The organism is Sphingobacteriaceae bacterium (genome assembly GCA_016715905.1).
Lineage (GTDB): Bacteria > Bacteroidota > Bacteroidia > B-17B0 > Aurantibacillaceae > Aurantibacillus.
On the sequence record JADJXI010000003.1, the window covers coordinates 21,560 to 47,761 of the forward strand.

Below are 26,202 nucleotides of genomic sequence, written 5' to 3' on the forward strand. Positions count from 1 at the left end.
TTTTCAACTAAGGGTTTTAATTTTTTTAAAGTGCTATCCCTTGTTTTAAAAATTTCACTTACTGATATTCGATTGATGTAATTTTGTTTTCTTTTTTTGATGGTTTCTTGTTTTATTTTGTTCCTCCTTTCTAATATTTGATTTGACTTTCCGTAATATTTTTGTGCTGGTGTAACATTATTAATTGCTTCGTGATATCGTTCGTAATTGTAATAATGCACAAACTTTTGTAATGCTCGTTCTAATTCCATAGGACTGTGATAAACATCAAGCTTAATAACATTCTTCATACTTCTGTGATAGCGCTCAATTTTACCTTGTGTTTGTGGATGTCGAACTCTGCCTCTAATATGTTTTATTTCTTGTTCTTTTGTGTATTTTTTAAAATCAGTAGCGATATAACAAGAACCAATATCACTTAGTAATTTAGGCTTTTCGTTCGCTTTAAGATTAGATTTTAGCATTGCTGCATTGATTGTATCTTCCACGTCCGTTTCTTTCATTGTAGGGCCTAATTGCCAATGAATAATAAATCTGCTATGATCATCAAGCACTGTGCTTAAATAATACCAACCCCAACCAATTATTTTAAAGTAAGTAAAATCAGTTTGCCACATTTCATTTACCCTGGTTGTTTTATCTTTAAATTCATTCGAGGCTCTTATTAAATCATATGCTGGTGCTGTAATTAATCCTTGCTGTTTAAGTATTCGATAAACTGAACTCTCTGATACAAATCGCTTATGAATGTCAGTAAATAAAAATGCAATTTCTCTTGACGAACGTTCAGGATAATCTAATGCAGTTTCAATAATTAATTGCTTTTCTGGTTGTGGTATAGCGTTCCAATATTGTTTCCTGCTCTTGGGCTTATCCGCTAAGCCATCGTATCCATCAAGTAAATAGGCATTATACCAATTATAAAACGTGCTTTTGTGTATTCCTAATTCCAACAAAGTTTTACTTAAGCTCACCTCTGATTTTTCTATCAGCAAAATGATTTCATATTTATCGTTTTGATTTAATCTCATATATTTTGTCATTTTATGGCTTACTCCAAGCCTGTTAAACTTTTTTTTAATGACTCATTATGTAAATATAAATCTGCGATAGCTTTCTTTAAATCATTGTTTTGTTTCTTTAGATGTTCTACTTCATCTGCGGTAGCGTTACGCTCTGTATCGCCACTTAACCGCTTCTTACCAGCTTCCATGAAGTCTTTGCTCCACTTGTAGTATAAACTGTCGTTAATCCCGTATTTACGGCAAATTGCCGCTACGCTTTCTTCTCCTCGCATACCTTCAATAATGATACGGATCTTTTCTTCTGAACTATAAGTACGATTTGTTTTACGTTTAATATCCTTAATTAAACTTTCGGCTGTTTTTTTCTTTGGATTTGTTTCCATTTTCTTTCTGTTTTTACTTTAGTTAAACTTAAGAAAATGTCTCTATTCTTTTATATTAAATCAGTACACTTTGGTTTGAAACGAAACAGATGCCACAGTTTTTGCAGTGGGCTATAACGATAAATATATGATTGTAAAACAGTACCCACGTACATTTCCAAATGCTCCGAATAAAACAATAATAAACTACTATATTTTACCTTTCAAAAAAGGGATGAACTGGCGAACTAAAAATGGATTAATTGGCCCATTAACTGAATCGGAATTTAAAGAGAAGCGGAAGGAGTTGGGAATATCGGATGAATTAATATTTTCGAAGGTATTGAAAGACCTGGAATAAAAGAAAGGCTCTGTAAACCGGAGCTTTTTTACTTTAGAAATTAGTTTTACTTACCGAGCTTGATAATAATCGTTGGCTAAGATGATACAATAATTGAAATTTAAATGGGAGTATAATACATATTCCGGTTAAATTGATCACCTAATACCGGCGCAAATTGACCACCGTTCTTTCTGACGAAGTCTGATATAATTGAAAAAATAATAATTAAGTATGAATGGAGGGTAATAATAATATATAAAGATTTAATTTATTTCGTAATCATTAATATGAAAAACAAAGGATATAATAAGTTATATTATACCCTTTGAGTATGGTTATTTTCAGGGAATCGCTTTTTTCTTATATAGCCAATCTGAAAGCACTCGTCTCAAAAAACCAGTGAAAAAATGCAATATCAAAACAGATTATTTATTTTATGTGAAATTCAAAACCAATCAAGGATTGAATAAACACATGTAGCTGGACTATCAGCAATTTATTTGGTAGTGTCTCAGTTTGAAATTTTATTTTCGTCCGAAAAAATAATTAATGCACATAATGCTGTAAGAGCTCCTTTTGCACTGGCAAAACACTTAGCTCAGGTTGACGAGCAAAGATTAACTCTACTTAGGATTGAAATCCTCAATGAAATGAACTGCATACTGAATGATACATTGCGATGTTTTAGCGCACTTCAATCTACCAGCGTATAATTAATGGTAATAAAAAAACCCACTAATGCGGGTTTTCTTTTTCAAGGATAACGAAATGATTAACCGTTTCGGCTGACATAATCCAATGCCCTGAAAAAATATTTCATTGAGCAAGTTTTATGATTAATGGGCATTACTGATTTAAATCCCAAAGTGTATCGCGCCCAAGACAAAATACACGGGGATAATGATTTTTTATTATTCATAATTAAAATAAAGTAAAAATATTTGATGTTTCCAAATTTAAATTGAAAAATATCATCAATTATTTCCGTACAAATCAAACAATATTACAATTTCCGAAATATCCATAATACCCTTATTTAACCCCGCTTCTATAGTTCCAAAAAGCTATGTATTAAAGAGTGTAGATTAAATTAGGTATACCGCTTAAATGTTGATTTTTTTTGGTTAAAGCCTTTATTAAACTTTAGTAAAAGTGAGTATTATGAATATTTTAAACTATCTGGCAAACAAACATTTTGGTAAATTTTTTCAAAATCTTAGTTAAAGGTGCCCATGTTTAGGTATTCAGAAGTGGATTTCATTAAGAATTAGTTATGCTAAAAATAATGAGGTATTTTTTGAAATTTATAAAGAAAATTTTGTTCTGTTAAACAGTGATTGTATATAACGGTAACTAGGTAGGATAGGTAGATGTTTTTTTAATTCTACAAGAGATTAATCATGGTTATTCTTTTATTATGTACTAAATACATTAATAAAAAACTTACCTACCTTACCCTCTTACCCAAATAATATGAAAAAGCCCATATTTCTATGGGCTTCATAAATTAAAATTACCTATTAATTAATATTAACATGGTAACCATACACGTCTTTTTTGATTCTTTGAAATCCAAGATATGTAAGTTTTTTCCCTACATGAATTGGGGAATAATTCCTTGTAACTAATTTTTTCTCTAATATAATTTCTAAAACTTGTGACGACGTGATGAATTTAGTATGCTCAGTAATAGAAATAGGCACGGAGAACAATTCCGAAATAGCTTCTTCAAGTTCATCCATAGTCTGAAAGCTTAAATTATTTTCCTCTATCTTGTTTTGCTCTTCATGATCAAACCAGTGTTTTTCATTTTGCTTATAAAGGTGATATGCTTGAGCATACACCTTATCCATGTCAATGAAAACTTCATCATTAATTTTCTCTAGTACTTCAAAACACGGGAAACGACGATTGCCTGTTTTATCAACCAAAAATCGCCTTTCATTAATTGAAGCTATAAAAGAGGCATGCTGTGTGATTGACTCATTGTTTCTTGCGTAAGCACGTCTGACCTTTGTGTTCACTTTTGTAACCAAGTCTTTTAACGCACCGATTTTTTTAATATCCTCAAACTCTTCAAGATTAATTATAAAACATTCCTGTAAGAGTAAGAGATTATCTTTATTGTTACCGTGAAGTGTCCCGTTATATAGATAACTAACTAGTGATTTTGGTAAAAGCCGTCTAATCCATCTTGATTTACCTTTCCCTTGTCCGCCCTGTATTACAAGTAAAAGATGATTAATTTGATCTTGGGTTATTGCGCCGGCAACGACACCAATTAACCATTTTCTTAAACATACTTTCCAGAATTCTTGATTATGAGTTTTTACAGTATCAGCTAATTTATCTATGTGATCTTCTCCGTCCCAAAGAGGTAAAGAATTAAAATAGTCAATAAAGGGGTGATAACGTTTCGTGAAATCCGATAAGAGAATCTGTTTTAAGAGAGTCGAATTACAATTGTGGCCTTTTTCTAAAAGCCTATTTAAAATACTGTTTTCGGCATAATCTGATATAATCTGATATTCTAATTCATTCTTCTTTTTATATTCAATCCTTTCTAATAAACTGTTTACCTTAAAGTCGTAATTTGTGTCCAAATACACTTTAATAGGATTTAATCTTCCACCCATTTGAAAATCAGGAGTGTTTTCTGTGGTTGGTTTTGCGTTGCCTTCTTTTGGCTGTTCTTGACTTTGTGAGTCTTCTTCTGGTGTGTTTTTGTAATTATTCATTTTATATATTACAGTTTGTTTATTTCTACTGCAATAGAACTGTTTTTAACTATGCAGCCTTAATAATCAATTGCATCAATCCTTAAATAATCCTATACTAATAACCAAAAATCTTTTTGAAAATCACACCCTCAATCTCTCTTCAATCTGCGCAGAACGCGCTTTGCTAATCAGGTACAAAGATAAGGAAAATAATAATATGTTTGACAAAAAGGTGAAAATATTTTTCTTCTACTGATTTTTTCTTATATATATAGTATAATATAACCTATTATATGATTTGAATGAATAACAAATATTATTCCTTCTAATAATAAATAGTGCAAAATGTACTTGAAGTATTTGTTTGTTCTCTTTCAATCAATAGTTCAATAATTCAGTCTGCTCGCCCTGCCTCTGCGAGTTGCAAAATTCATGCTGATTTGGAGCTTTGAAAAAGCAGGGATTAGCTATGTTTGGCTTGCCTCTTGCCAAACACTTGTGAATTTTGCACGAAGGCGAGCCTAACATTAAAATGTGATTTAATTATTTGAGGGTGGAAGGGTGCGAAGGCAGAAATAATTAAAAGAAACATTTTGTGAGCGAAAGGTTGTAGAATTGCAAAGCTTGTGACAAACGAGGGCTTGTGTGTGTTTGGCGCAAGATTTGCTTCAAGACCTGTAGTGAACACCTTATTTCCTTTTAACTCTATAGTTCCTTATTTGTTATTCGCAATATGTTATCTGTAATGTATTCTCATTATTCACTTTTCATTTAACCTCTAACAATTGTTTATTGACCAGAATAAGTTTTCTCTTGTTAAACAACCTGTTCTAAATGAATGTAGGAGTAAACAAGGTTTTTAAAAAATTGTTTTGTAAACACACATTAACCAAAAGAATTTATTAAAATTTATCTTGACCTTGTTTAGTCCGAAATGAAAGTACCTTTGTTTAACAAGAGGAAATTAATCCAATATCACAAAGAAGTAGTAGTAATAGAATTGACCTTTGAAGCCATAAACCATAATCCCACTTGGGCCATATGACACGCTTGTAATTACATATACTTCACCATTTAGTATTTCTCCTACATCAATCAAAGAAAGGGCCTTAAAAGGGGTTTTAATCCTTCTAAGAGTCCCTTTATTTGTAACAACGAGTAAACCTTCATAGTCTAAATAAAAAAAGTGTTTCTCCATTATTGACCTTGAAAAACAGATTCTTCAATTGTTGTACCTTCTTCACTATATTCATAAGTGAATTCAATTTCAATCTCTTCTCCAGATTGTGTTTTGAATAAGTAAGGCGCACATACTTTTTTAATAATAGAGCCAGTCATCTTTTGGCCAATCATTTGCTTGGCTACTTTTAATGAAAGAGTGCAGGGCACACTTGCTTTTCTTGTTGTTGCATAGAATTTGCCTTTTTGAGATTTAACCATCTCAACTCCTCCCGAGAGGATGAATGAAGTAAATACTTCGTCTTTGCTGTTTTTTCTTTCAACAGCATCAATAATTGTTACCATAAACTATTAGTTTTAAGTTAATAAAATGGAAAATCTACAATGATTTCCCTGTCAGAGTTTAGAGGGGGTGTAGTAGGGGGGTGACTTGTTGTTTGACGTAAAAAAATAAAAAATTAATTTTTTAAAATAAAATAGTCAGTATTGCGGTCATATATAAGAAAGCCGTTTACATATGAATTCCCATCGATTTCCATTTCTATATCACTTTCTAAAACCCATTTTTTTCTAGGGGCATGGGTGTCAATTGAAATGTAGCGGTAGTTACAAGCTTCATTACCAATCTTTAGTTTATATTTCATATCATATTTTAACGGAATAATGAAATTACAATAAACGGTATCTGATGTAATTGAATTATCAGTTTCATTAATCACTTCAAGTATGTAAGGCGCTTGCATTCGAAACTTTTCCATTTTCACAAGAAATTTCATATAAAGAAATGAGTCAGTTGGAAATTTTGATAGGATGCTATTAATTTTATCGCTATTAATGGAATCTCTGGCCCAAGCAGCGACATAGTCATGCCCTCCTTTAGAATAGACATGTATAACACCTAATGATTTCCCTTTTATAGAAACGGCTATAGACAATTTTCCTGTGTAATTTTTTACAAACCTAAAAGTACCGTTATTTAAATTTTTAAACACTATTCCAGCGCCTAAACAGGAAAGCTGCGCCTCATTTGCGTTTTTGTGGTATACTTTTAGCGTATAGCATTTTGAGGTTTCAATAGTGTCATTTTTTAAATTAACAATTTCAATTTTGTTTTTTTTAGTTTGCGCATTAAGCATTATAACAAACATAAAATATAATAATGCTGTAATTTTTAATTTCTTCATTTAATTTGAATTTATATTATGTGGATAATTTAAAGAACGGGAAGGTTAAGTATTTATGAATACAACACATAGAAGAAAAAAAGTATCTAGTAATATTATTTGTAAATAGTTTCAATAAAGTATACATCGTAATAAGTATCCTCTATTCGAGTTGGCTCACCAATCATGGTACAAATCGTTTTAACCAATGCCTTGCCTTTGGTAATGGAGCTAGAAAATGGTATTGGCACATCTTTTTCGTTGTTCTTTACAAAGTGCGTGATTTTATTTTTTTGAACATATACTTTCAAGCTTACAACTCCTTCAATTTGATCTACAAATTCACAATTGTAAACTCCATCAATCAATGTTACAGGATAACTTGGCGCATTAGCATATAAATCTTGAATTTTTTGAATTTGTTTTTCATTTTTCAAACGTAATTCTTTCTTTTTATTCTCTTCAATTTGGGATTGATTGTTGGATTTGGTATTGTAATTATTGTATTCTTGGTCTTGTTTGATGTTATCAGTTTGTTTTTTCCTTAAGTCCTCACGTTTTTTTTCTTCAGCCTCTTCTTGTGCTTGAGCTAATTTTAAAAGAAGGTCAAGATTTGAGGTTGTATGAGTGCTTTCATATTTCTGCTGGGTTGGCGTATCATATCTATTTTGCGAAGCACAATATAGTGTTAGAAAAATAAAAATTTGAATAAGTGTAGTTTTCATAATGTTATGTTTGATTAGTAAAATTAATAAAATATAGCACAAGTGCAATAACATAATTATAGCAAATGTGCTCTTTTTGAATTGTGAATAAAAAGGCAATTAAAAAAAGGGTATTGATCTATGATGAAGAGGGATTAAAGTTGCTTGCATCAAGCATTAAGGGAGTAAGAGCTTCTAAAGGTTATACTCAGGAAGATTTAGCCTATGAATCGGGATTAAGTTTATCACAAATTGCAAGAATTGAAACCTGCAAAATTAACCCAACAGTCAGTACGATATTTCAAATTGCCCGTACTTTAAAAGTGAATGTTTCTGAGTTGTTTGATTTTAGGTTGAAGTAAAATTAAAAATTTCATAATTATTCAAAGAAATTGCAAATAGAAAGGTTGTTATTTAAACTTTTAACTATTCAATTTTGAAAACCTTATCTGTATCATAAAATACTAATTTCTTTTCTATCCCATTTAATTTACAATGAATAGATAAGGTTTTTACAGTTCCAAAAATAGGGTCTGGTATACCGAATGTAGATGGGTCCACAGGACCATGAATTATTCCTCTTGAAACTTGTTCTAATATAATTTCAGTAATGTCTATTAATTTTGATGGTATACCATAAGTTGCTCTGATAATTTCTATTTCAGAAGAAATTAATTTGTTCCATTTTTTAATATTGAGTACAATAGAATCTATTTTAAGTTTTAAGTCAAATAAATCAAGGTCATCCTTTGTAATGAAATTAATTATTTCTTTTGCGAATAAGTTTTTAGTTTGTGCATAAGGAATTTTGTAATTAGATTTGATTTTCACCTCAAATTTTTCAAATTTATCCCCCTTAAATTTTGGTTTTTTTATTTCCTTTGAATTTAACCATTTGTTAATGGTTGAATCCGTTAAGTAATTTTCTATTTCAATACCTGAAGTTATCCAACATTTATCACCACCCAATTCTTCATTTATTCGTTTTTTCGTTTTATTTATATCTTCATTAATATTTCTCCTATCCTTATCAATTATAACGAATGAATTTCTATTAATTTTTAAAAGTGGTATTAATTCACTTTCAAAATAAGAAAAAGTAATTGTGCTCAATAATTTTCCACCATAAAACATAATACTGTAATGCAACCCTTCCTTGAGTTCTGGAGCAATTAAGTTAATCCATTTGTTTAAATAATGTCTATCACTTGGTCCTTCCACCCATATTATTCCGTTGCTTTGAAAAATATCGCTCGCCTTAATTTCCAAATCATCTAGAACTCTATTAATTCCTTTAGAACAATTCACATTGTTCGTTACTGAATCACTTATATGGATAATTTGTGCATTTTCATTAGCGCCAAATGAGTCAATTACCACATTAGAGTGAGTGGTTATAAAAAATACAGATTCAAACCTTAAAGCAAAATCTTTTATGAAATTAAATAATCTTCTTTGTAATGAGGGATGTAAGTTGTTTTCTAATTCTTCGAATAGGAAAATATATTCATTCTCCTGTTTTTTTTCAAGTTTAGGAATTACAATTAAGTTCAATAAAACTTGTAAAATAGTTTTAATTCCACTACCCATTTTTGATAATGCAATTCTAACTCCATTTTTATCTTCAAGATAAATCTCCCAAACGTTAGATTCAGTATTTTGAGTTAAAATACGTGTAAACTGAATTTCAGGATAGGTTATGGAATTCAATCCTTTTAATAGTAAAGACTCTATCCAAGTAGAGTCATATTCAGCAGAATTTATAATTTCTTGAGCTAAGGCGGTTGCCCCTTTACCATCTGCTACTAAAGCTAGATTTTTTGCCTGAGCTTCTGGTTTTATGTCTCGTTCTGCATTTATAGATTTTATAATTTTACCTTTAAAAGGATGCGAATTTATCCTTACTAATTCTTCATGTCGTCTATTGTTAGGAATTTTAATTGGCTTACTTGAACCAATAAATTTAATACCATTATCATAGCCCCATTCAGCAGTAATTGTTTCCCCGACAAAATCTTTTCCGTAATGATAATAATTTGGACCTGATATATTACCACCTGAAAGGTTTTCGGGATAAAAATCTTTAATGGTGGATTCGGTTAATTTTGATGTGTAAATGATGGCTAATTTTGGAAAGTTCTTTTTAATAATATCAAAATTAGTTGAGTTAGCCATTGTTTTAACCAATTCAAGTAAACTACTTTTACCAGAATTATTTTTACCAATTATTATATTTATTGGTAAAATTTTATCAAACCCTTGTGGCTCGTCACCAAAACATTTATAATTTTTTATTTTAAAACTGAACTTGTCCATTATTTTAAATCCGCAAATATTTTTCAAGATTAAAGTTACGTAGGAAATAGCAGTATTAATACTATATTTTATAGCAATTCTTCCTCTTTATCTTAAATAAACAAGGATTTTACCCCTTGTTTATTATTTTATCCATTACTTTAATATTCATTTCATCTATCAGTTCTTTATCATAAGCTTCAAGATAAATTCCAGTCACTTTGTTCCCATATTCATGTCCTAGAGCTTCGGCTATTAAATCCTTACTATAACCCATTTGCTTGGCTATATTCGACCAAGTATATCTAAATACATAACCCGTTATTTTCTCCTTTGTTTTAATTTGCTTACCTAGTTGTTTCAGATGAGCATTAAAGACTTTATTTTTTTGTTTTAATAACTCTGGAAATCCTTTTTGGAATTTATCTTCCAAGTTTATATTTCCTAATATAGTGTTATGGTTCTTATGCAAAAAGTGCTCTAGTATTGAATGAGCTTCAGTTGGAATTTTTATGCTATACATTCTACCTGTCTTTGCTCTTTTATAAATTAATCTATCTCCTTTAATACTTTCAGTTGTTAAGAGTTGTAGATCTTTAAAATTAATACCAATAAGCATAAACATAAGTTTACCAGTGAGCCAACTTTCATAATATATTGAATCAGGTTTTAATTGCAGACTAAAAAATAGTTTCATTTCATTTAAAGTAATAGTTCTTGGTATTGTTTTTTCCTTCTTCAACTTGAAATTCCGAAATGGATAATGATTCATGGAAACAACTTTGTGATTAATTGCTTTATTGTACACAGCTCTAAAGGTTCTTAAGTACAGATTAATTGAATTAATACCTGTTCCTTGTTTAATAAAATCAATTTCTAAGCTCTTAAGAAAAGAATAGTCTATTTTTTCAAAAGGAATATTGAGATCACATTTCTTAATCACTGCTTTTAAAGATTCAGAGTAGATTAAAGCGTTGCCGTTTTTATTTGAATCATATAAATTTTTGATTTCATTTTTCCAGAATTCATTAACAGTTTGTTTTTTTTCGGATTTGGATATTAAGTAATCTCTGATTTTTTGAATATTCTTATCATAGGGAAATTGTTTTTCAAATTCTATTATTTTATATAGGTATTTAATTTTCTTTTCTTGAAGCTCCTTATTAATTATTTCAAATAGTGGGTGTGATGGTTTTATGTTGTTTGTTATGGTTGACCAACATTTGTCTGTAGAGTTGAATCCTGTTGGAATGTCTCTTGTTTGTCCATTCAGACTAAGTCTAAACACTAAGGGAAATGAACCGTCTTTTTTTGCTCGTCTTGTATCGAGCGTTAATTTTAATGTTATCATTTGCTACAGGTTTTGTAGCCTTCACTTGTAAAATTTGCAGGTAATTTGCAGGTAATTTGCAGGTAGATTTAGCTGGTTCCAACTTTAGTTGGTCATCAGAGCATCGCTGGGAGAACCGTTCCTAAAAGAAAAAGCCTCAGTATCATTTGGATACGAGGCTTTCTTCTGTGGGAACTACTGGGTTCGAACCAGTGACCCCCTGCTTGTAAGGCAGGTGCTCTGAACCAGCTGAGCTAAGCTCCCATTTGTTTAGGAAGTTTTTTTCTTCCGGCGCTCTGAACCTCCGCCGCGGCGGATGAGCTAAGCTCCCATTTGTTTATAGAGTAATGAACTCTTTTTTTCCTTTCTAATAGGTCGGCAAATTTAATTACTTATTGTGAAATGAACAAGTATTAGTGTGCTTCATTTGTATCCGGAATCAACATTCCATCTACCAATACTCTACCACAATGTTCGCAAACAATAATTTTTTTGTTGGTTCTAATATCTAACTGTCTTTGCGGTGGTATTTTATTATAACAACCTCCACAAGCATCACGTTCTACCGCAACTACTGCTAATCCGTTTTTTGAATTTGCTCTTATTCTTTTATAAGCATTTAATAATCTGTCTTCAATTTCAGAACTGGCTTTTTCGCTATCTACCAATAAATCTTTTTCTTCTTTTTCGGTTTCTGAAATAATCTCTTCCAGTTCAGCTTTCTTTACTTTTAAGTCCTTACTTCTTTCTTCAAATTCTACCTTACTTTTTTCAAGTAATTCAGCTTTTAAAATGATAGCCGCCTTTGCTTCTTTCTGACGCTTTTCAGCTAATTGAATTTCCAAATTCTGAATTCAATTTCCTTGGTAATCGCATCATACTCTCTGTTATTTCTAACTTTATTTTGTTGCGCTTCGTACTTTTTAATATTCGCTTGAAAATCTTTAATCGCCTGCTTTTTTTCATTCAATTGATTTTCTAGTTCTGCTACTTCTTCGGTAACATTTTGTAATCTGGTTTCTAAACCCAAAACAGTATCTTCCAAATCACTTACTTCCAAAGGCAATTCTCCGCGTATGGTGCGTAAGCGATCAATTTTACTGTCTATTAATTGCAACTGGTATAGTGATTTCAGTTTACCTTCTACCGAAGCATCTATCTTTTCTTTAATTTTAGCGCTCATCTTATATAAAATAATTTACCGGGTTCGTATTGATTTTTGATAAATGGATTGCAAATGTAGCAAATTTTTTAGTGATAATTTCATAAAATATCTCCGGTGTATATTGTTCTGTTTCAAAATGTCCGGCATCTACCAATAGGAGCTTTTCTTCCACTTCAAAAAAATCGTGATACTTAAAATCAGAAGTCAAAAACGCATCACTTTTGCTATTTATCGCGTTTTTTAACAAAAAACGACCGCTTCCACCACAAATTGCTACTTTTTTAACAAATTTATCGCTCATTTTTGTGTGTCTTAATACCTTCGTTTTTAGTGCTTTTTGCACTAATTTCAGAAAATCTTCTTCGCGCATGGCTTCTTTGAATTCAGCAATTATTCCGGAGCCAACTGCATTTAGCTTATTTTCAAGCGGATAAACGTCAAAAGCCACTTCTTCATAGGGATGATTAGATTTTAATGCCTTTAAAATGTTTTTTTCATTTCGGGCTTCAAAAATGGTTTCAATTTTAATTTCCGCTTCCTTACTTAATTGTCCTGCCTTGCCAATAAAGGGATTAGTTTTATCGCTACCCTTAAATGTTCCCGTGCCGGAAGTATTAAAGCTGCAATTTTCATATTCTCCAATTTGTCCGCAACCGGCTTCAAAAAGCGCTTGCAAAACTTTTTCGTGATGTGTAGCCGGCACATAAGTAACTAATTTTCGGAGAAGATTTGTTTTAGGCGCAAGTATTTTGCAATTCTCCAATCCTAATTTTTCGGCTATTTTATAATTTACGCCTTGCCGTACATTATCTATGTTTGTATGCGTTGCATAAAGTGCAATATTATTTTTTATGGCCTTTATGATTATTCGTTCAATAAAATTATCTCCGGTTATTTTTTTTAAGCCGGAAAATATAACCGGGTGATGCATTACAATTAAGTTAGCCTTTAGCTGAATGGCTTCATCAAGGGTTTCTTCGAGGCAATCCAGCGTTAGTAATACGCCGCTACACGCTACGTTAGCATCACCGGTAAGCAATCCGCAGTTATCATAACTTTCTTGATAGGTGAGGGGTGCAAACTCTTCAATAACTTGGGTAATATTTTTTATGGTAATCATTTTATAGGGTAAAAAAAATCCCCCTGTATTTATTTAGGGGGATTTAAGATTTTAATCTAGTCTTGATTTGTGATCTTCAATCTCCGCCATTTCTTTTAATACCACCATCACTTCATAATCGCTTCTTCCGCCAATTTCCTGTTCCATCTCCATGCGTTTAAATTTAGGCTCTACTTTATTATCACCGGCAATTAAATTACTTAATTGTACTACAAAAACTCCTACTTCACCCTCTACAACTTTACTGGTTTGCCCTTGTTTCATTGCAGATAAAACGCCCATCATTACATCATCATGAAATCCATCAAAGCCATGGCTGCTTGCCGGAATTTGTTCCGACTTTCTTACATCTATATTTAATTTTGAAGCTAAAGCATTTAAATCATTTGCGCCGGCACTTTTAAATTCAGCGGCAAAGGCTTCTGCCTTTTTCTTTTGACGCGCTTTATCAGTTATTTCATCCTTCACATCTTCTAATGGTAAAATTCCTTTGGAAACAATGTTACTTAATTTGGCTACAATATGCTTGTCGGTCAAAGAAAAAATCTGCACATCACCTTTATTTGCTGTGTACACCCATTTTACCAATTCTTTGGCCTGCTCAATTCCGGGTAATTGTCTGTCGCCTTCTTTAATGTTGTCGGCAACACGTTTTGTTAATTTTTGCTCTTCAACAGCTTTATCAAATAAGGCGGCCGTATTATTTTTTCCTCCAAATTCATTGGCAGTAGCAAAAATTTTATCATTGGTTTCTTCACTTGGAGAAATAAGCTTGAATATTTCGGCTACTTTAAAACTTTCGTGTTTGGTTGGGCTCACCTCTAACACCTCAATGATATGGTATCCGAATTGCGTTTCAACCACCGATATATCACCCTTTTTACCCAATAAACCTGCGTTTTTAAATGGTTCAACAAACCCCTTATCTTCTCCAAACCAACCATAATCACCGCCTTTATCAATACTTCCTCCGTCATCACTAACGGTTTTCACTAGTGTGTCAAATACAGCTTTCTTTTCTTTAATTAAGGTTAATAAACTGTCGGCTTGTTTTTTGGCTTGCTCCGGAGTTCTTTTAACTTGCTGTGTAGCCATATCAACGGTTCCAATTAAAATATGTCGAACGCGGGCGCTATCGGCTATAACAGATTTACCAACCAATTTGTAAATTTTAAAGTATGCACCTTCATTATACGGACCATAAACAGTACCAACAGGATCTGTGTAAATGGTGGTATCACGTATAATCATGGTTTCTTTAGTTAGATTTTTAAAACTTACGTTTCCGTTTTCACTTTCTGACATCATGATAGCACTATCTTCGGCTAAGGTTTTCCCCTTAAAATTAGATGCAATTTCCTGCGCATTTTTTTCAATTGCAATTAAATCTTCCGGACTTGGCATTACGTTAAACGCAACATATTCTATTTTTCTGCTGGCTTCATAACTTCTGAACTCATGCGAATTTTCCTTATAGTATTTCTCAATGTCGCTGTCAGCTACCTGGTAAGCACTGTCACTAACTGCATCATATCGTTTCATCACATAATTTACATCAAATTTTGTGCTGGCTACTTTAATGGCTTCTTTTGCTTCGGCATCTGTTACATAAATTCCTTTGCGAATAAGGGCAGAATATTTTTCCAATTGCCTGGAGTTTCTGATCCCTTCTTCTAAATCTTTTATAAATCCTTCCTGATCTCCGCTGGCATTTTGCACAAATTGTTTCCATTTAAGCGGATCTAAATCACCATTGGCATTGGCCAATTGCTCGTAAATTTTTCCGGTTTTTTGGTCAATTAAACGTTGTGCAATGCTTTGTCCGGGGTTAGCAACCACACGATCATAAATTTCATCCTCACTCACCGAAATTCCTAATTTGGCAAACTCCGGCTTAATCACTAAATCATTGATGTATTGATTCCAAACAAACTCTACAATTTGAGCTCTGGTTTGATCATCAATGTCATTATTTTGACGCTGCTGACGAATTTGATTCATTTGTTGCTCAATTCGGTAAGCAAAATCATTTCGGTCAATTTTTACGCCGTTCATTTTTCCAACCGACATCATATCATCACCTCCAAAAATAGAAGGGCCCGAGCTTAATAAACTTTCTAAAATAAAAATGACCAAGGCTAAACCAACAATACCTACCAAAAGGCCGGTACGTTTGCGTATCATTTCTAAAACACTAATATTTTCTTTCTTTTTCTCAACTTGTTGAGGATTCTTTTCTTTACCCATTTTGTGCTAATTTTTATGCCGATAATTATCGGAAGGCAAAGATAGTAGTTTATGTGAAATTCAAAAAAGTTTTCTGAATGAAAAGTGCTGAAAATCAAGCCCATTTCTCTTTTTTTCAACAAATCCAAATACAACCCTCATTCTTACTATTTTTATAGAGATGGAAAACGAAGTATTGCAAAGGGCAACATTTAACCCAAAAGTTAAAACCTATATTTTTTTAGTGGTTATTTTTTACCTGATTATATCTGTAATAGGTATACTAATTTTACCCGTTTGGCTATTTGGTTTTGGACAATGGTTAAGCAATAAATTTTTTAATACTTTAAAATGTGAATTAACCACTAAAAATTTAAAATTCTCTAAAGGATTAATTCTGCATATCGAAAAAACTATTCCACTTGAAAATATTCAGGACCTATCGTTTATTGGCGGCCCCATTTTAAGATCATTTGGATTAACCTTAATAAAAGTGGAAACCGCAGGCGGTGGCGGCGCTCATCATAGCAATATGATGAGTATGATTGGTATAAATGACGCGGAAGCTTTTAAAAACAGAATACTGGAACAACGTGAAGTAAGAATGAAAGAAAAATCAGGTGTACAGCAAAATTCATCGCCGGCACTTAGCACCAATATGCAGGGAAGTGAAAAATTGTTGCTTGATATAAAAAATGAGTTGAGTGAAATAAAATATTTGTTGAGAGAGAAAAAGTAAAACCCCAAGATATTATGTTTTTAATTTTTGATACCGAAACCACCGGTTTACCCCGTAATTATAATGCGCCACCTTCAGATGCAGATAATTGGCCTCGACTGGTTCAATTAGCCTGGCAATTGCACGATGCGCAAGGGAAATTATTAGACCATCATTCGGTGATTGTAAAACCTGAGGGTTATACCATTCCGTTTAATGCAGTTAATGTACACGGTATTACAACTGACAGAGCACTAAAGGAAGGTGTTGAACTTAAAGCTGTGCTTACACAGTTTATAAATGTAATGGCAAAGGCCCAATACATTTGCGGACATAACATTTTGTTTGATGTAAATATTGTTGCGGCTGAATTATTGCGTTGTGGAGAAAGTGATGTGGTGAGCCCTAAATCTATTATTGATACAAAAAACGATCAAACCACTAATTTTTGCGCTATTCCCGGAGGAAGAGGAGGAAAGTTTAAATGGCCAACACTAACCGAACTATACACCAAATTATTTGGCAGCGGTTTTGCCGAGGCTCACAATGCAGCATTTGATGTACAGGCAACTTCCAAAACATTTTTTGAAATTTTAAAAAGAGGCATTATTCAAGTAAAAGAAATTTCAAAAGATAATTTAGCCGATATACACTATGAGGATGTTGATTTAAGCGAATTACTGGAGCAGGAAAAAAAATTAAAACAAGTTGGAAAAAGCGAAAAAGAGGTTGTTGTAACACCTGTTGAAAAGATAAAAGATGTGTTTAGTGATTTTGTTCACCTGCATAATCATTCTCAGTATTCCGTGTTACAATCTGTATCAAACATTAGTGATTTAGTTAAAAAAGCTTCAGAGTACAACATGCCTGCGCTTGCCTTAACCGATCATGGGAATATGTATGCTGCGTTTTTATTTTGGCAGGCTATTGAAAAAGAAAATAAAAATATTAAAGCACACAATGAAAAAGTAGAAAAGGGGGAAATTCAAGATTCGCCCAAAAATATTTTAAAATGTATTTTTGGTTGTGAGTTTAATATTACGGTTAATCATAAAGAAAAAAGTAAACAAGATAATGGTTTCGCGGTTCCATTCTTGGCGAAAAATAAAAACGGATACGAAAACCTGTGTAAATTAAGTTCTATCGGATTTGTGGATGGAATGTATTACGTGCCTCGAATAGACAAAGAAGTTTTATTAAAGTATAAATCAGATTTAATTTGTTTCACCGGATCTCTTTTAGGAGAAATTCCGCATTTAATTTTAAATGTTGGTGAAGAAAAAGCAGAAGAAGTTTTTCTTTGGTATAAAGAACAGTTTCAGGATGATTTTTATGTGGAATTAAATCGGCATGGTTTACCGGAAGAAGATCATGTGAATGAAGTATTACTGCGTTTCGCCAAAAAACACCAGGTAAAATATTTTGCCGCAAATAACAATTATTACTTAGAGCAAAAAAGTGCTTATTCCCGCGATATTTTAATTGGTGTAAAAGAAGGATTAAATTTTAGTACGGATCAGGAATTAAAAGAATTGAAAAATAATTCTCGCCTTGGAAAATTATTTTTAGCCAATAACGATTTTTATTTTAAATCTCCGGCTCAAATGACCAAATCTTTTGCTGATTTGCCCGAAGCTTTGGCGTGCACCAAAGAGATTGCCGATAAAGTAGAAAGTTTTAAATTGGGCAGAGATGTACTCTTACCTAAATTTAAAATTCCGGATGCCTTTTTAGATGCAAGAGATCAGGATCCCAATGATGAAGGAAAAGGAAATAGAGGAGAGAATGCTTATTTGCGCCATTTAACTTATGAAGGCGCCAAAAAGAAATATCCAAACATAACACCCGAAATTCAAGAACGAATAGACTTTGAATTAAGTGTAATGGAACGTATGGGTTTTCCGGGATATTTTTTAATTGTATCTGATTTTACCACCGAAGCGCGAAGATTGGGTGTAAGTGTAGGACCCGGCCGGGGAAGTGCGGCTGGAAGTGCGGTTGCTTTTTGTTTAGGCATTACCAATGTTGATCCGATAAAATATGATTTGCTCTTTGAGCGTTTTTTAAATCCCGATCGTATCAGCATGCCCGATATTGATATTGATTTTGATGATGAAGGCAGAGATAAAGTAATTAAATATGTTATTGATAAGTATGGCATCAATCAGGTTGCACAAATTATTACTTATGGCACCATGGGTGGAAAAAGTGCCATTCGTGATACGGCCCGTGTTTTAAATTTGCCTTTATCGGATGCAGATAAATTAGCCAAATCTTTTCCGGATAGTTTAGATGCGCAATTAAAGTCATTACTCAAACCCGGAGGAATTGATGAAAAATATTTAGAGAAAGTAAAAGACCGCCGTGAAGTGGTAGAGCAATCTTATCAATTCCGGAAATTAGCAGAAGAAAATTCACGCGAAGCGGATATTTTAAAGCAAGCGTATGAATTGGAAGGTTGTGTAAGAAATACCGGCGTGCATGCCTGCGGGGTTATTATTACTCCGGATGAACTTACCAAGTTTGTTCCGGTTACCAAAGGAAAAGATAGTGAGATGTTGTTAACGCAATTCGATAACTCGGTTGCTGAAAGCGCAGGATTATTGAAAATGGACTTTTTAGGTTTGCGTACACTTACCATTATTAAAGATGCCATAGCATTTGTCAAATTACGTTTCAATAAAGAAATAGATATTGATACCATAGATTTAAATGATAAAACTGCCTTGGAACTTTTTCAACGCGGTGAAACAAACGGTATTTTTCAGTTTGAAAGTCCGGGTATGCAAAAACATTTAAAAGACTTAAAGCCGGATAGTTTTACAGATTTAATTGCCATGAATGCGCTCTATCGTCCCGGTCCCTTAGCATACATTCCAAATTACATAGCTCGTAAACATGGGCGTGAACAAATTACCTATGATTTGGAAGGGATGGATGAGTTTTTGAAAGAAACATACGGGATTACGGTGTATCAGGAACAGGTTATGCGGCTCTCGCAGAAACTGGCCAACTTTACCAAAGGTGATGCGGATACTTTACGTAAAGCCATGGGTAAAAAACAAAAAGATGTGCTGGATAAAATGAAAAGCAAATTTTTGGACGGATGTAATGCTAACGGTCATGATAAGGTAGTAGCTGAAAAAGTTTGGAAAGATTGGGAAGCCTTTGCCAGTTACGCTTTTAATAAATCGCACAGTACCTGTTATGCATTTTTAGCTATGCAAACCGCTTATTTAAAAGCGCATTATCCGGCTGAGTTCATGGCTTCTGTATTAAACCACAGTGGCAATATTGATAAAATTGCATTTTTCATGGAAGAGTGTAAACGAATGGGCATAAAAGTACAAGGTCCGGATGTGAACGAAGGATTTGGAAAATTTAGTGTTATGAGTAACGGAAATATTCGTTTTGGCATGGCCAGTATAAAAGGAGTAGGGGAGAATGTAGTGAATAATATTGTGGAAGAACGCAATGCCAACGGAAAATACAATTCTGTTTTTGATTTGGTTTCACGCCTCGATACTAAAACTATAAATAAAAAGAGTATTGAAGGATTAGCTCTTTCCGGGGCCTTGGATAGTTTTGAAAATTTAAACCGGGCCATGTTTTTTGTGGCGGATACAGATGGAACTACACTAACTGATAAAATTATCAAATTCGGAAATCAAAAAAGTAATGGCGTTGATTCTTCACAAGCCAGTTTGTTTGGTGAAGAAGAAGCTGTTGAGGTAAGTGAGCCTACTCTTCCTAATATTGAACCTTGGTCGGCTTTAGAACAATTAGCCCGAGAAAAAGAAGTGGTTGGATTTTACATCAGCGGACATCCGCTTGATCCCTATAAAGTTGTTTTAGAACATCGTTGCAATGCCAATTGTTCTCAATTAAAAAACGGACTCGAAAATTTCAGGGCCAAAGAAGTTTATTTTGGAGGAATTATTACCGGATTTGAAAACAGAACCAGTAAAACCGGAAATGCATACGGAAAACTGATAGTGGAAGATTATCACGGTACTTATGAAATCATGTTATTCGGAAAAGATTTTATTGAGTATAATAAGTTTATGGTGCAGGGATTATTTGTTTTTATCAAAGCGAGAGTACAAGACCGTTATAATCAACCCGGCAGTTTAGAATTAAAAGTAAATAAAATTGAGCTACTCGAGCAGGTAAAAGAAAACGCATTTAACAGCATACGCTTAAAAGTAAAACTGGAGCATGTGAATGATGAACTGATTAACAAGATTGAAAGACTTATTGCAACAAAGGCTGGAAAAAGTACAGTTGAATTTTTTGTAGAAGATGAAATAGAAAAAATGAACGTGAAACTTTATTCCAATAAAAATAAAGTAGCCATTGACAATGAGTTTTTATTGGAGCTCGATAAAATGGTAGATATTAGTTACGATATAGTTTAACGATATAAGTTTTTGGTTGAAGCATTTTTTGTTTTTGGAATTCCCGAATGTCTCACTGAGCGATCCGCCGAGGCGGAGAAGTGTGATCTCTAGAACAAACCCAAATTTTTAACCACATAGTTTCATAGTTTTTTTCTGAGAGTTAAAGTGTAAGATTAGATCCACATAGGAAAATTATTAAAATAATTTTTAAGCATGCGAACTTTCCTATTGGAAATTAAATAGTTTTATTTTTAAACCATAAAAGGAATAAAAGATCATAAAAGTGTTTTTGATATTTGAGTTTTTAGTTGCAAGTTTTTAGTTGTTGGAATTCCCGAATGTCACGTTGAGCGCCTGCCTACCGTAGAAATGGTAGTCGAAGTGTGGCACACTGAGCTATCTGCCGGGACGGAGAAGTGTGGCACACTGAGCACGTCGAAGTGAGAATACCAGAATTCTTCTAAATTTAAAATACATGTAGTTAGCGTTTACAATAAATTTAAAACTATGTTACTATTTGGTATAATATTCTAAACCATAAAAGAAATAAAAGATCATAAAAGGGTTTTTGGTTGGAGAGTTGTTTGTTGCAAGTTTTTTGTGTTTGGATTTTCCCATTGTCACTTCGAGTAGCCGAAGATGGAAATGGTCATCGGCATATCGAGAAGTGATTCTCCTTATGCAGTTCTCGATACGCTTCACTTCGTTACGCTACTCGAACTGACAGCGCCATTGTCACTTCGAGTAGCCGAAGATGGAAATGGTTATCGGCGTATCGAGAAGTGATTCTCCTTATGCAGTTCTCGATACGCTTCACTTTGTTACGCTACTCGAACTGACAGCGCCATTGTCACTTCGAGTAGCCGAAGATGGAAATGGTTATCGGCGTATCGAGAAGTGGTTCATTGTTTCCTATAAAGCTCAACAAACAATCTCTGTTGAGTAATTCATTTAAATCACTTTTTGCCTTTCGTGTGTTAAAGTTGTGTTGAATTTATAATTAATAAAACTTTACATAATTGTTTATTGTGTAATTTTTGGGATGTAAGATTTATTTTGTTTTTGTAAAAACTATCGCCATCTGTTTATAAAATGTTCACAAAATCAAAAAAAAAAAAAACGCTATTTGAACTTACATTGGGGTTTAATTTGTTCCCGGTACTTGGCCTCTTTGTACTGTTTCTTTAGCACTCGGTTCTTATTGTAAAATTGAGACTAATTGATTATATTAGCTCTACTGCGCATAGGTAGTGTAGTATAAACTATATGAGAAATAAAATTATAATAATTGTTTTGATAAGCGCGTTTAAAATAAATGCACAGGTGAATTTGGTGATGAATCCGAGTTTTGAAGATCCAACAACTTGTAGTCCACAAATGTCTACTTGTCCTTTGTATATTTTACCAAATTGGGGCTGCAACCTAAACACACCAGATTGTTATAATATTTGTGTTACTAATACTGTATTTGGAATTCCGTCAAATTTACTTGGTTATCAACAACCATTTTCAGGATTTGGCTATGTAGGTTTGCACACGTATGGCACGTTTGGTCCTAATGTAAGAGAAATTATACAAGGAACTTTGTTGCAACCTTTAGTAATAGGTCAAAAATATTTTTTTTCATTTCGAGTATCCAGAGGGGATAGCGGTGTTTCCTTTTTCCATGATAAAATTGGCCTTAGACTTTCAACTAGTCCTCAAAACTCAGTCAGCATTAATAATTGGGCTCATATCAGCACAAGTCAGTTAATATCAGACAAGTAAATTGGACAAAAATAGCAGGAGCCCTAATTGCTGATTCGGCTTATCAATATATCTATATTGGTAATTTTTTTGATGACAATAATATCAATCTTATTCAAGATGGCAACAGTACTGTTGGCTATTATTATATTGATGACGTGCGAGGAAGCACTGACTCTTCCTTTGTTTATAGTGACGAACCAACAAGCCTTCCTGAAAAAAGGATAAATAATGAATTTTTGATTTTTCCAAATCCGGCCGATGAATATTTGATTATAAATCAGTCATTACACCCGTTTAAGGTCGTTAGTTCACTTGGATTTGAAATTAAGTTTTCAGTTTCGGGAAACAAAATAGATTGTTCTCTTTGGCCGGAAGGGATTTATTACATTGAATTAGAAAGCAGGCACTTAAAAATAATTATTAAACATTAAAATATCATGAAAAAAAGATTACTTATTTTAACAATCAGCATCACCTGTTGGCGCGGATATTCATCCGTGCCTGATTTAACAATAACGTAAATTTGATTTGCCTTTAAACCAAATTATTTTATCTTTATTAAATGAATAAAAAAATAAAAATACTCTCACTAACTAACGCTTTGCTACTTGTCTCTTTTGCTAATCTTAAGGCTCAGGCAAATTTGGTGCCGAATTTTTCTTTTGAAACTTACACTAATTGTCCAAACAGTGAGGATCAAGTAGAGTATTCAACTGGATGGAGCAAATATAGCACTGCCAGTGCTACCCCAGACTATTATAATGCCTGTTCATCTTTTAGTAGTTTCGGAGTTCCAAAAAATGTTTATTGTAATCAGCCAGCGCGCCGAAACTGTAATGCCTATATAGGCCTTGTTACTTACTGGTCGCCTGTTTCAAATGCGAGAGAGCATGTCGGTATCCAATTGAGTCAACCGTTAATCCCAGGTCAGAAGTATTTCATTTCATTTCACGTTGTTATGGGAGAGTATTCACTTGGTGGAAATCAATACGGAATGCCCTCAAATAATATTGGGTTGCGTTTTACAATGGTTCAGCACAATTCTGCAAATCCAACACCTATCGATAATTTTTCTCACTTACATTCACCTTCTGTTATTATCGACTCTGTTAATTGGCAGCGTATTTCAGGAAGTTTTATTGCTGATAATAATTACAATTATTTAGTGCTGGGTAATTTTTATGATGATGCAAATACTACCGTAACTAATTACACATGCCCCACTTGTTCTAATTTGGGAAGTTATTACCTAGTTGATGATATATGCGTTTCTACTGATTCTCTTTTATGTAATAATGGTATTAACGCTTTGCCTTGTGTTACTTCGATAAATGAATTGAGCCTAAATGACCGCATAAGTGTAGCGCCAAATCCGGTAATTGACGTAATTTATATTTCGTTGAGAAACAGCGTGAAAGTCCGTTGGACTCTTTTAGATTTGGTTGGTAATAAAGTTTTAACTGGAGAGATTGACAGTTCAATAACTAATTCTGTGGATCTACATGATCTTGCCTCAGGAATTTATATTCTGACGGTGATCGAAAACTCGAATTACAGTAGAATCGTAAAAAAAATAATTAAAAAATAAATCATATGAAATCAAAAATTCTTACATCAATTGTGTTCCTTTTATTGACAAAAAATGTGTTTTCTCAGGGTGGAACTGCATCAAACGCTCGACCTATACTTGGCGCATTGCCATTAGGATGGACATCTGGATCTCCCGGCCCCCTCAACATCCGCAATGATTTCGGAACTCCAAATGCGCACATCAATTTTCACAGCGGAGGCGCACCTACAAATTTTAATCAACGTATGGTAATTAATCCAAATAAAACCCAAGTAACAACCGTAGCAGTGCAAACTTTTTTAGGTGGTGGTTTACAAAACACAAGTGGGTATGTTGGCATAGGTTTAAACCCTGCAGTTCAAGCCCCGTGGAGTAGATTACATATTGGAGTACCTGCCGGCCCTGCTATGACACAAGCATATGGAGGATATAGAGATTGGATGGGCGAAGGATTAACTATACAAAGGAGAGACGATCAATTATGGTTAGGTCACTTACAATGGGGAGGGTTTGTTGATCAGCAAAACGCAGTGATTAATTGGGGTGACGATCAGGTCACTCCGGGTTTCTCTTCTCCAGATCATTTAATTTTTAATTATACCGAAAGTACTTATGGCGGACCTTACGCACCCTGTAAATCGTCAGCATAAAGTGGACTAAATTTAACTAAAACTAAGAGAGTGTTTCCAGAAAAACAATAAATTTATAATACTATGGAAACAAAGAAAAAACAAACAGCGGAGAACTTTATAAAAGAGATACGTCGTAAATCAAAAAGAATATTTAGTTCAGAACAAAAAATAAAATATTGTAATGGAAGCTATACGAGCTGAGATGCCAGTAGCTGAATTATGCAGGAAGTATTCCATTAACCCATCTCAATTCTATAAATGGAACAAAGAGTTTTAGAAGCGGGAAAGAAGAGATTATCAGGGGATACAACCAGGAAGCAACCAGTGATGAAGTAGCGGAGCTCAGAAAAGAAAATCAAAAGCTAAAGGAAACCGTAGCTGATTTAGTATTGCGCTATGATATCGTAAAAAAAAGCTTGAACATATTGGAGAATCTGTAAAATTCAAAAAGTATATGAGATTTACAGCTTCCGAAAAACAAGAGATAATCAAAATTGTTGTCCGTTCCGAAATCGGCGTTAATAAAACGCTTCGCAAATCGGTTTAAACAAAAGCACGTTTTACAATTGGTACAAATCCTATTCCGACAATGGTATTGATGGTTTAGAGCCTTGTAAGCGCACTTCTAACAGGCAGTGGAACACAATACCCCGGGAACAAAAAAACTTAGTTGTAGAGCTTGCTTTAGAGTGTCCTGAATTATCGTCAAGAGAGCTCGCGCACAAATTAACCGATGAACAACAAATTTTTATTTCTGAATCGAGTGTTTACCGGATTTTAAAAGCAAGAGGACTGATAACAACACCCGAGCATATTTTTTTAGCAGCTAAAGATGAGTTTACAAACAAAACAGGATTCGTTCATCAAATGTGGCAAACTGATTTTACTTACTTTAAAATAATTGGATGGGGTTGGTATTACTTGAGTACCGTTTTAGATGATTACAGCCGTTATATTGTACACTGGGAGCTTTGTGCAGGAATGAAAGTGCAGGACGTAAAAAGAACCGTTGACAGAGCAATTATAAAAGCAAGAATTGTAACTAAACAACGGCCCAGATTATTATCCGACAATGGTTCATGTTACATTGCAGGCGAACTCAAAACATATTTGAAAGACAATCATGGAATGGATCAGGTACACGGCAGACCCATGCATCCGCAAACGCAAGGCAAGATTGAACGTTATCACCGAACAATGAAAAACGTTGTGAAGCTTGATAATTATTATTCACCGGAAGAATTAATTGCGGCCATTGAAAAGTTCGTGGAAAATTACAACAATGCTCGTTATCATGAGTCTTTAAAAAATCTAACGCCTGCTGATGTTTATTTTGGACGAGGAGAACTAATTTTAAAAGAAAGAGAAAAATCAAACAAAATTCATTAAAAAAAAGAAGGGAGGAAAATGAAAAAATGAGAAAAATTATGAAACATCAAAAAACTAACTTAACTTTAAATTAAACTTAAAACACTCTCTTGTGAAAAGTTCACTTTACTTT

At 33.3% G+C, this 26,202-nt stretch carries 16 protein-coding genes, 1 tRNA gene and 3 pseudogenes; 9 read left to right on the forward strand and 11 right to left on the reverse strand.

All coding sequences use genetic code 11. The features are described from left to right. Positions 1-86 precede the first annotated feature (86 nt). A pseudogene (locus tag IPM51_00390) lies at positions 87-1,408 on the reverse strand (IS3 family transposase). Between the two features lie 106 nt (positions 1,409-1,514). On the opposite strand from IPM51_00390, the gene IPM51_00395 reads away from it, so the two are divergent. Further along, complete coding sequence (locus IPM51_00395; protein MBK9282761.1) at positions 1,515-1,748, forward strand: DUF3997 domain-containing protein; 234 nt, start codon at positions 1,515-1,517, stop codon at positions 1,746-1,748. Between the two features lie 1,502 nt (positions 1,749-3,250). Here IPM51_00395 and IPM51_00400 read toward each other — a convergent pair. The 4 genes from IPM51_00400 to IPM51_00415 form a co-directional block, all read right to left on the reverse strand. Beyond that, positions 3,251-4,468: a hypothetical protein gene (locus IPM51_00400; protein MBK9282762.1), complete on the reverse strand. Its 1,218-nt coding sequence runs from the start codon at positions 4,466-4,468 to the stop codon at positions 3,251-3,253. Positions 4,469-5,647: 1,179 nt separating this feature from the next. Beyond that, positions 5,648-5,974 carry a hypothetical protein gene (locus IPM51_00405; protein MBK9282763.1) on the reverse strand — a complete coding sequence of 109 codons (327 nt, stop codon included), beginning with the start codon at positions 5,972-5,974 and terminating at the stop codon, positions 5,648-5,650. Positions 5,975-6,087: 113 nt separating this feature from the next. After that, positions 6,088-6,813 (reverse strand): hypothetical protein, encoded by a 726-nt coding sequence (locus IPM51_00410; protein ID MBK9282764.1) that lies wholly within the window; start codon positions 6,811-6,813, stop codon positions 6,088-6,090. 95 nt (positions 6,814-6,908) lie between these two features. Continuing rightward, positions 6,909-7,517, reverse strand: coding sequence for a hypothetical protein (locus IPM51_00415; protein ID MBK9282765.1), 609 nt, complete (start codon positions 7,515-7,517; stop codon positions 6,909-6,911). 83 nt (positions 7,518-7,600) lie between these two features. On the opposite strand from IPM51_00415, the gene IPM51_00420 reads away from it, so the two are divergent. Further along, on the forward strand, positions 7,601-7,858 hold the full coding sequence (locus IPM51_00420) for a helix-turn-helix transcriptional regulator (GenBank protein MBK9282766.1): 258 nt from the start codon (positions 7,601-7,603) through the stop codon (positions 7,856-7,858). 64 nt (positions 7,859-7,922) lie between these two features. Here IPM51_00420 and IPM51_00425 read toward each other — a convergent pair whose 3' ends face one another. The 6 genes and pseudogenes from IPM51_00425 to IPM51_00450 form a co-directional block, all read right to left on the reverse strand. Next, positions 7,923-9,839, reverse strand: coding sequence for an ATP-binding protein (locus tag IPM51_00425; protein MBK9282767.1), 1,917 nt, complete (start codon positions 9,837-9,839; stop codon positions 7,923-7,925). Positions 9,840-9,921: 82 nt separating this feature from the next. Continuing rightward, complete coding sequence (locus tag IPM51_00430) at positions 9,922-11,142, reverse strand: site-specific integrase (GenBank protein MBK9282768.1); 1,221 nt, start codon at positions 11,140-11,142, stop codon at positions 9,922-9,924. 168 nt (positions 11,143-11,310) lie between these two features. Continuing rightward, a tRNA-Val gene (locus IPM51_00435) sits at positions 11,311-11,385 on the reverse strand. 149 nt (positions 11,386-11,534) lie between these two features. After that, a pseudogene (locus IPM51_00440) lies at positions 11,535-12,304 on the reverse strand (hypothetical protein). A 1-nt stretch (position 12,305) separates the two neighbouring features. Beyond that, on the reverse strand, positions 12,306-13,403 hold the full coding sequence (locus IPM51_00445) for a Nif3-like dinuclear metal center hexameric protein (GenBank protein ID MBK9282769.1): 1,098 nt from the start codon (positions 13,401-13,403) through the stop codon (positions 12,306-12,308). Between the two features lie 54 nt (positions 13,404-13,457). Then, positions 13,458-15,653 carry a peptidylprolyl isomerase gene (locus IPM51_00450; GenBank protein MBK9282770.1) on the reverse strand — a complete coding sequence of 732 codons (2,196 nt, stop codon included), beginning with the start codon at positions 15,651-15,653 and terminating at the stop codon, positions 13,458-13,460. Positions 15,654-15,813: 160 nt separating this feature from the next. Here IPM51_00450 and IPM51_00455 point away from each other — a divergent pair, with 160 nt between their 5' ends. The 7 genes and pseudogenes from IPM51_00455 to IPM51_00485 all read left to right on the forward strand — a co-directional run bounded on the left by IPM51_00455 (position 15,814) and on the right by IPM51_00485 (position 26,101). Beyond that, positions 15,814-16,371, forward strand: coding sequence for a PH domain-containing protein (locus tag IPM51_00455; protein MBK9282771.1), 558 nt, complete (start codon positions 15,814-15,816; stop codon positions 16,369-16,371). Between the two features lie 14 nt (positions 16,372-16,385). Next, entirely contained in the window at positions 16,386-20,768 is a 4,383-nt protein-coding gene (gene dnaE / locus IPM51_00460; protein MBK9282772.1) for a DNA polymerase III subunit alpha, read from the forward strand. A 1,248-nt stretch (positions 20,769-22,016) separates the two neighbouring features. After that, positions 22,017-22,517 carry a hypothetical protein gene (locus IPM51_00465; protein MBK9282773.1) on the forward strand — a complete coding sequence of 167 codons (501 nt, stop codon included), beginning with the start codon at positions 22,017-22,019 and terminating at the stop codon, positions 22,515-22,517. Continuing rightward, positions 22,475-22,930, forward strand: coding sequence for a hypothetical protein (locus IPM51_00470; protein ID MBK9282774.1), 456 nt, complete (start codon positions 22,475-22,477; stop codon positions 22,928-22,930). The genes IPM51_00465 and IPM51_00470 overlap by 43 nt, the downstream gene beginning before the upstream one ends. A 131-nt stretch (positions 22,931-23,061) precedes the next feature. Beyond that, positions 23,062-24,087, forward strand: coding sequence for a T9SS type A sorting domain-containing protein (locus IPM51_00475; protein MBK9282775.1), 1,026 nt, complete (start codon positions 23,062-23,064; stop codon positions 24,085-24,087). Between the two features lie 5 nt (positions 24,088-24,092). Next, positions 24,093-24,719, forward strand: a complete 627-nt coding sequence (locus IPM51_00480; GenBank protein MBK9282776.1) for a hypothetical protein — start codon at positions 24,093-24,095, stop codon at positions 24,717-24,719. A 63-nt stretch (positions 24,720-24,782) separates the two neighbouring features. Next, positions 24,783-26,101, forward strand: a pseudogene (locus IPM51_00485) (IS3 family transposase). Positions 26,102-26,202 lie beyond the last annotated feature (101 nt).

Excerpts from the sequence above, each read along its gene's own strand:
- IPM51_00480 (MBK9282776.1), top strand. The coding sequence starts at position 24,093 with ATGAAATCAAAAATTCTTACATCAATTGTGTTCCTTTTATTGACAAAA.
- IPM51_00465 (MBK9282773.1), top strand. The coding sequence starts at position 22,017 with ATGAGAAATAAAATTATAATAATTGTTTTGATAAGCGCGTTTAAAATA.
- IPM51_00455 (MBK9282771.1), top strand. The coding sequence starts at position 15,814 with ATGGAAAACGAAGTATTGCAAAGGGCAACATTTAACCCAAAAGTTAAA.
- IPM51_00400 (MBK9282762.1), bottom strand. The coding sequence starts at position 4,468 with ATGAATAATTACAAAAACACACCAGAAGAAGACTCACAAAGTCAAGAA.
- IPM51_00415 (MBK9282765.1), bottom strand. The coding sequence starts at position 7,517 with ATGAAAACTACACTTATTCAAATTTTTATTTTTCTAACACTATATTGT.
- IPM51_00405 (MBK9282763.1), bottom strand. The coding sequence starts at position 5,974 with ATGGTAACAATTATTGATGCTGTTGAAAGAAAAAACAGCAAAGACGAA.
- IPM51_00430 (MBK9282768.1), bottom strand. The coding sequence starts at position 11,142 with ATGATAACATTAAAATTAACGCTCGATACAAGACGAGCAAAAAAAGAC.
- IPM51_00475 (MBK9282775.1), top strand. The coding sequence starts at position 23,062 with ATGAATAAAAAAATAAAAATACTCTCACTAACTAACGCTTTGCTACTT.
- dnaE (MBK9282772.1), top strand. The coding sequence starts at position 16,386 with ATGTTTTTAATTTTTGATACCGAAACCACCGGTTTACCCCGTAATTAT.
- IPM51_00410 (MBK9282764.1), bottom strand. The coding sequence starts at position 6,813 with ATGAAGAAATTAAAAATTACAGCATTATTATATTTTATGTTTGTTATA.
- IPM51_00450 (MBK9282770.1), bottom strand. The coding sequence starts at position 15,653 with ATGGGTAAAGAAAAGAATCCTCAACAAGTTGAGAAAAAGAAAGAAAAT.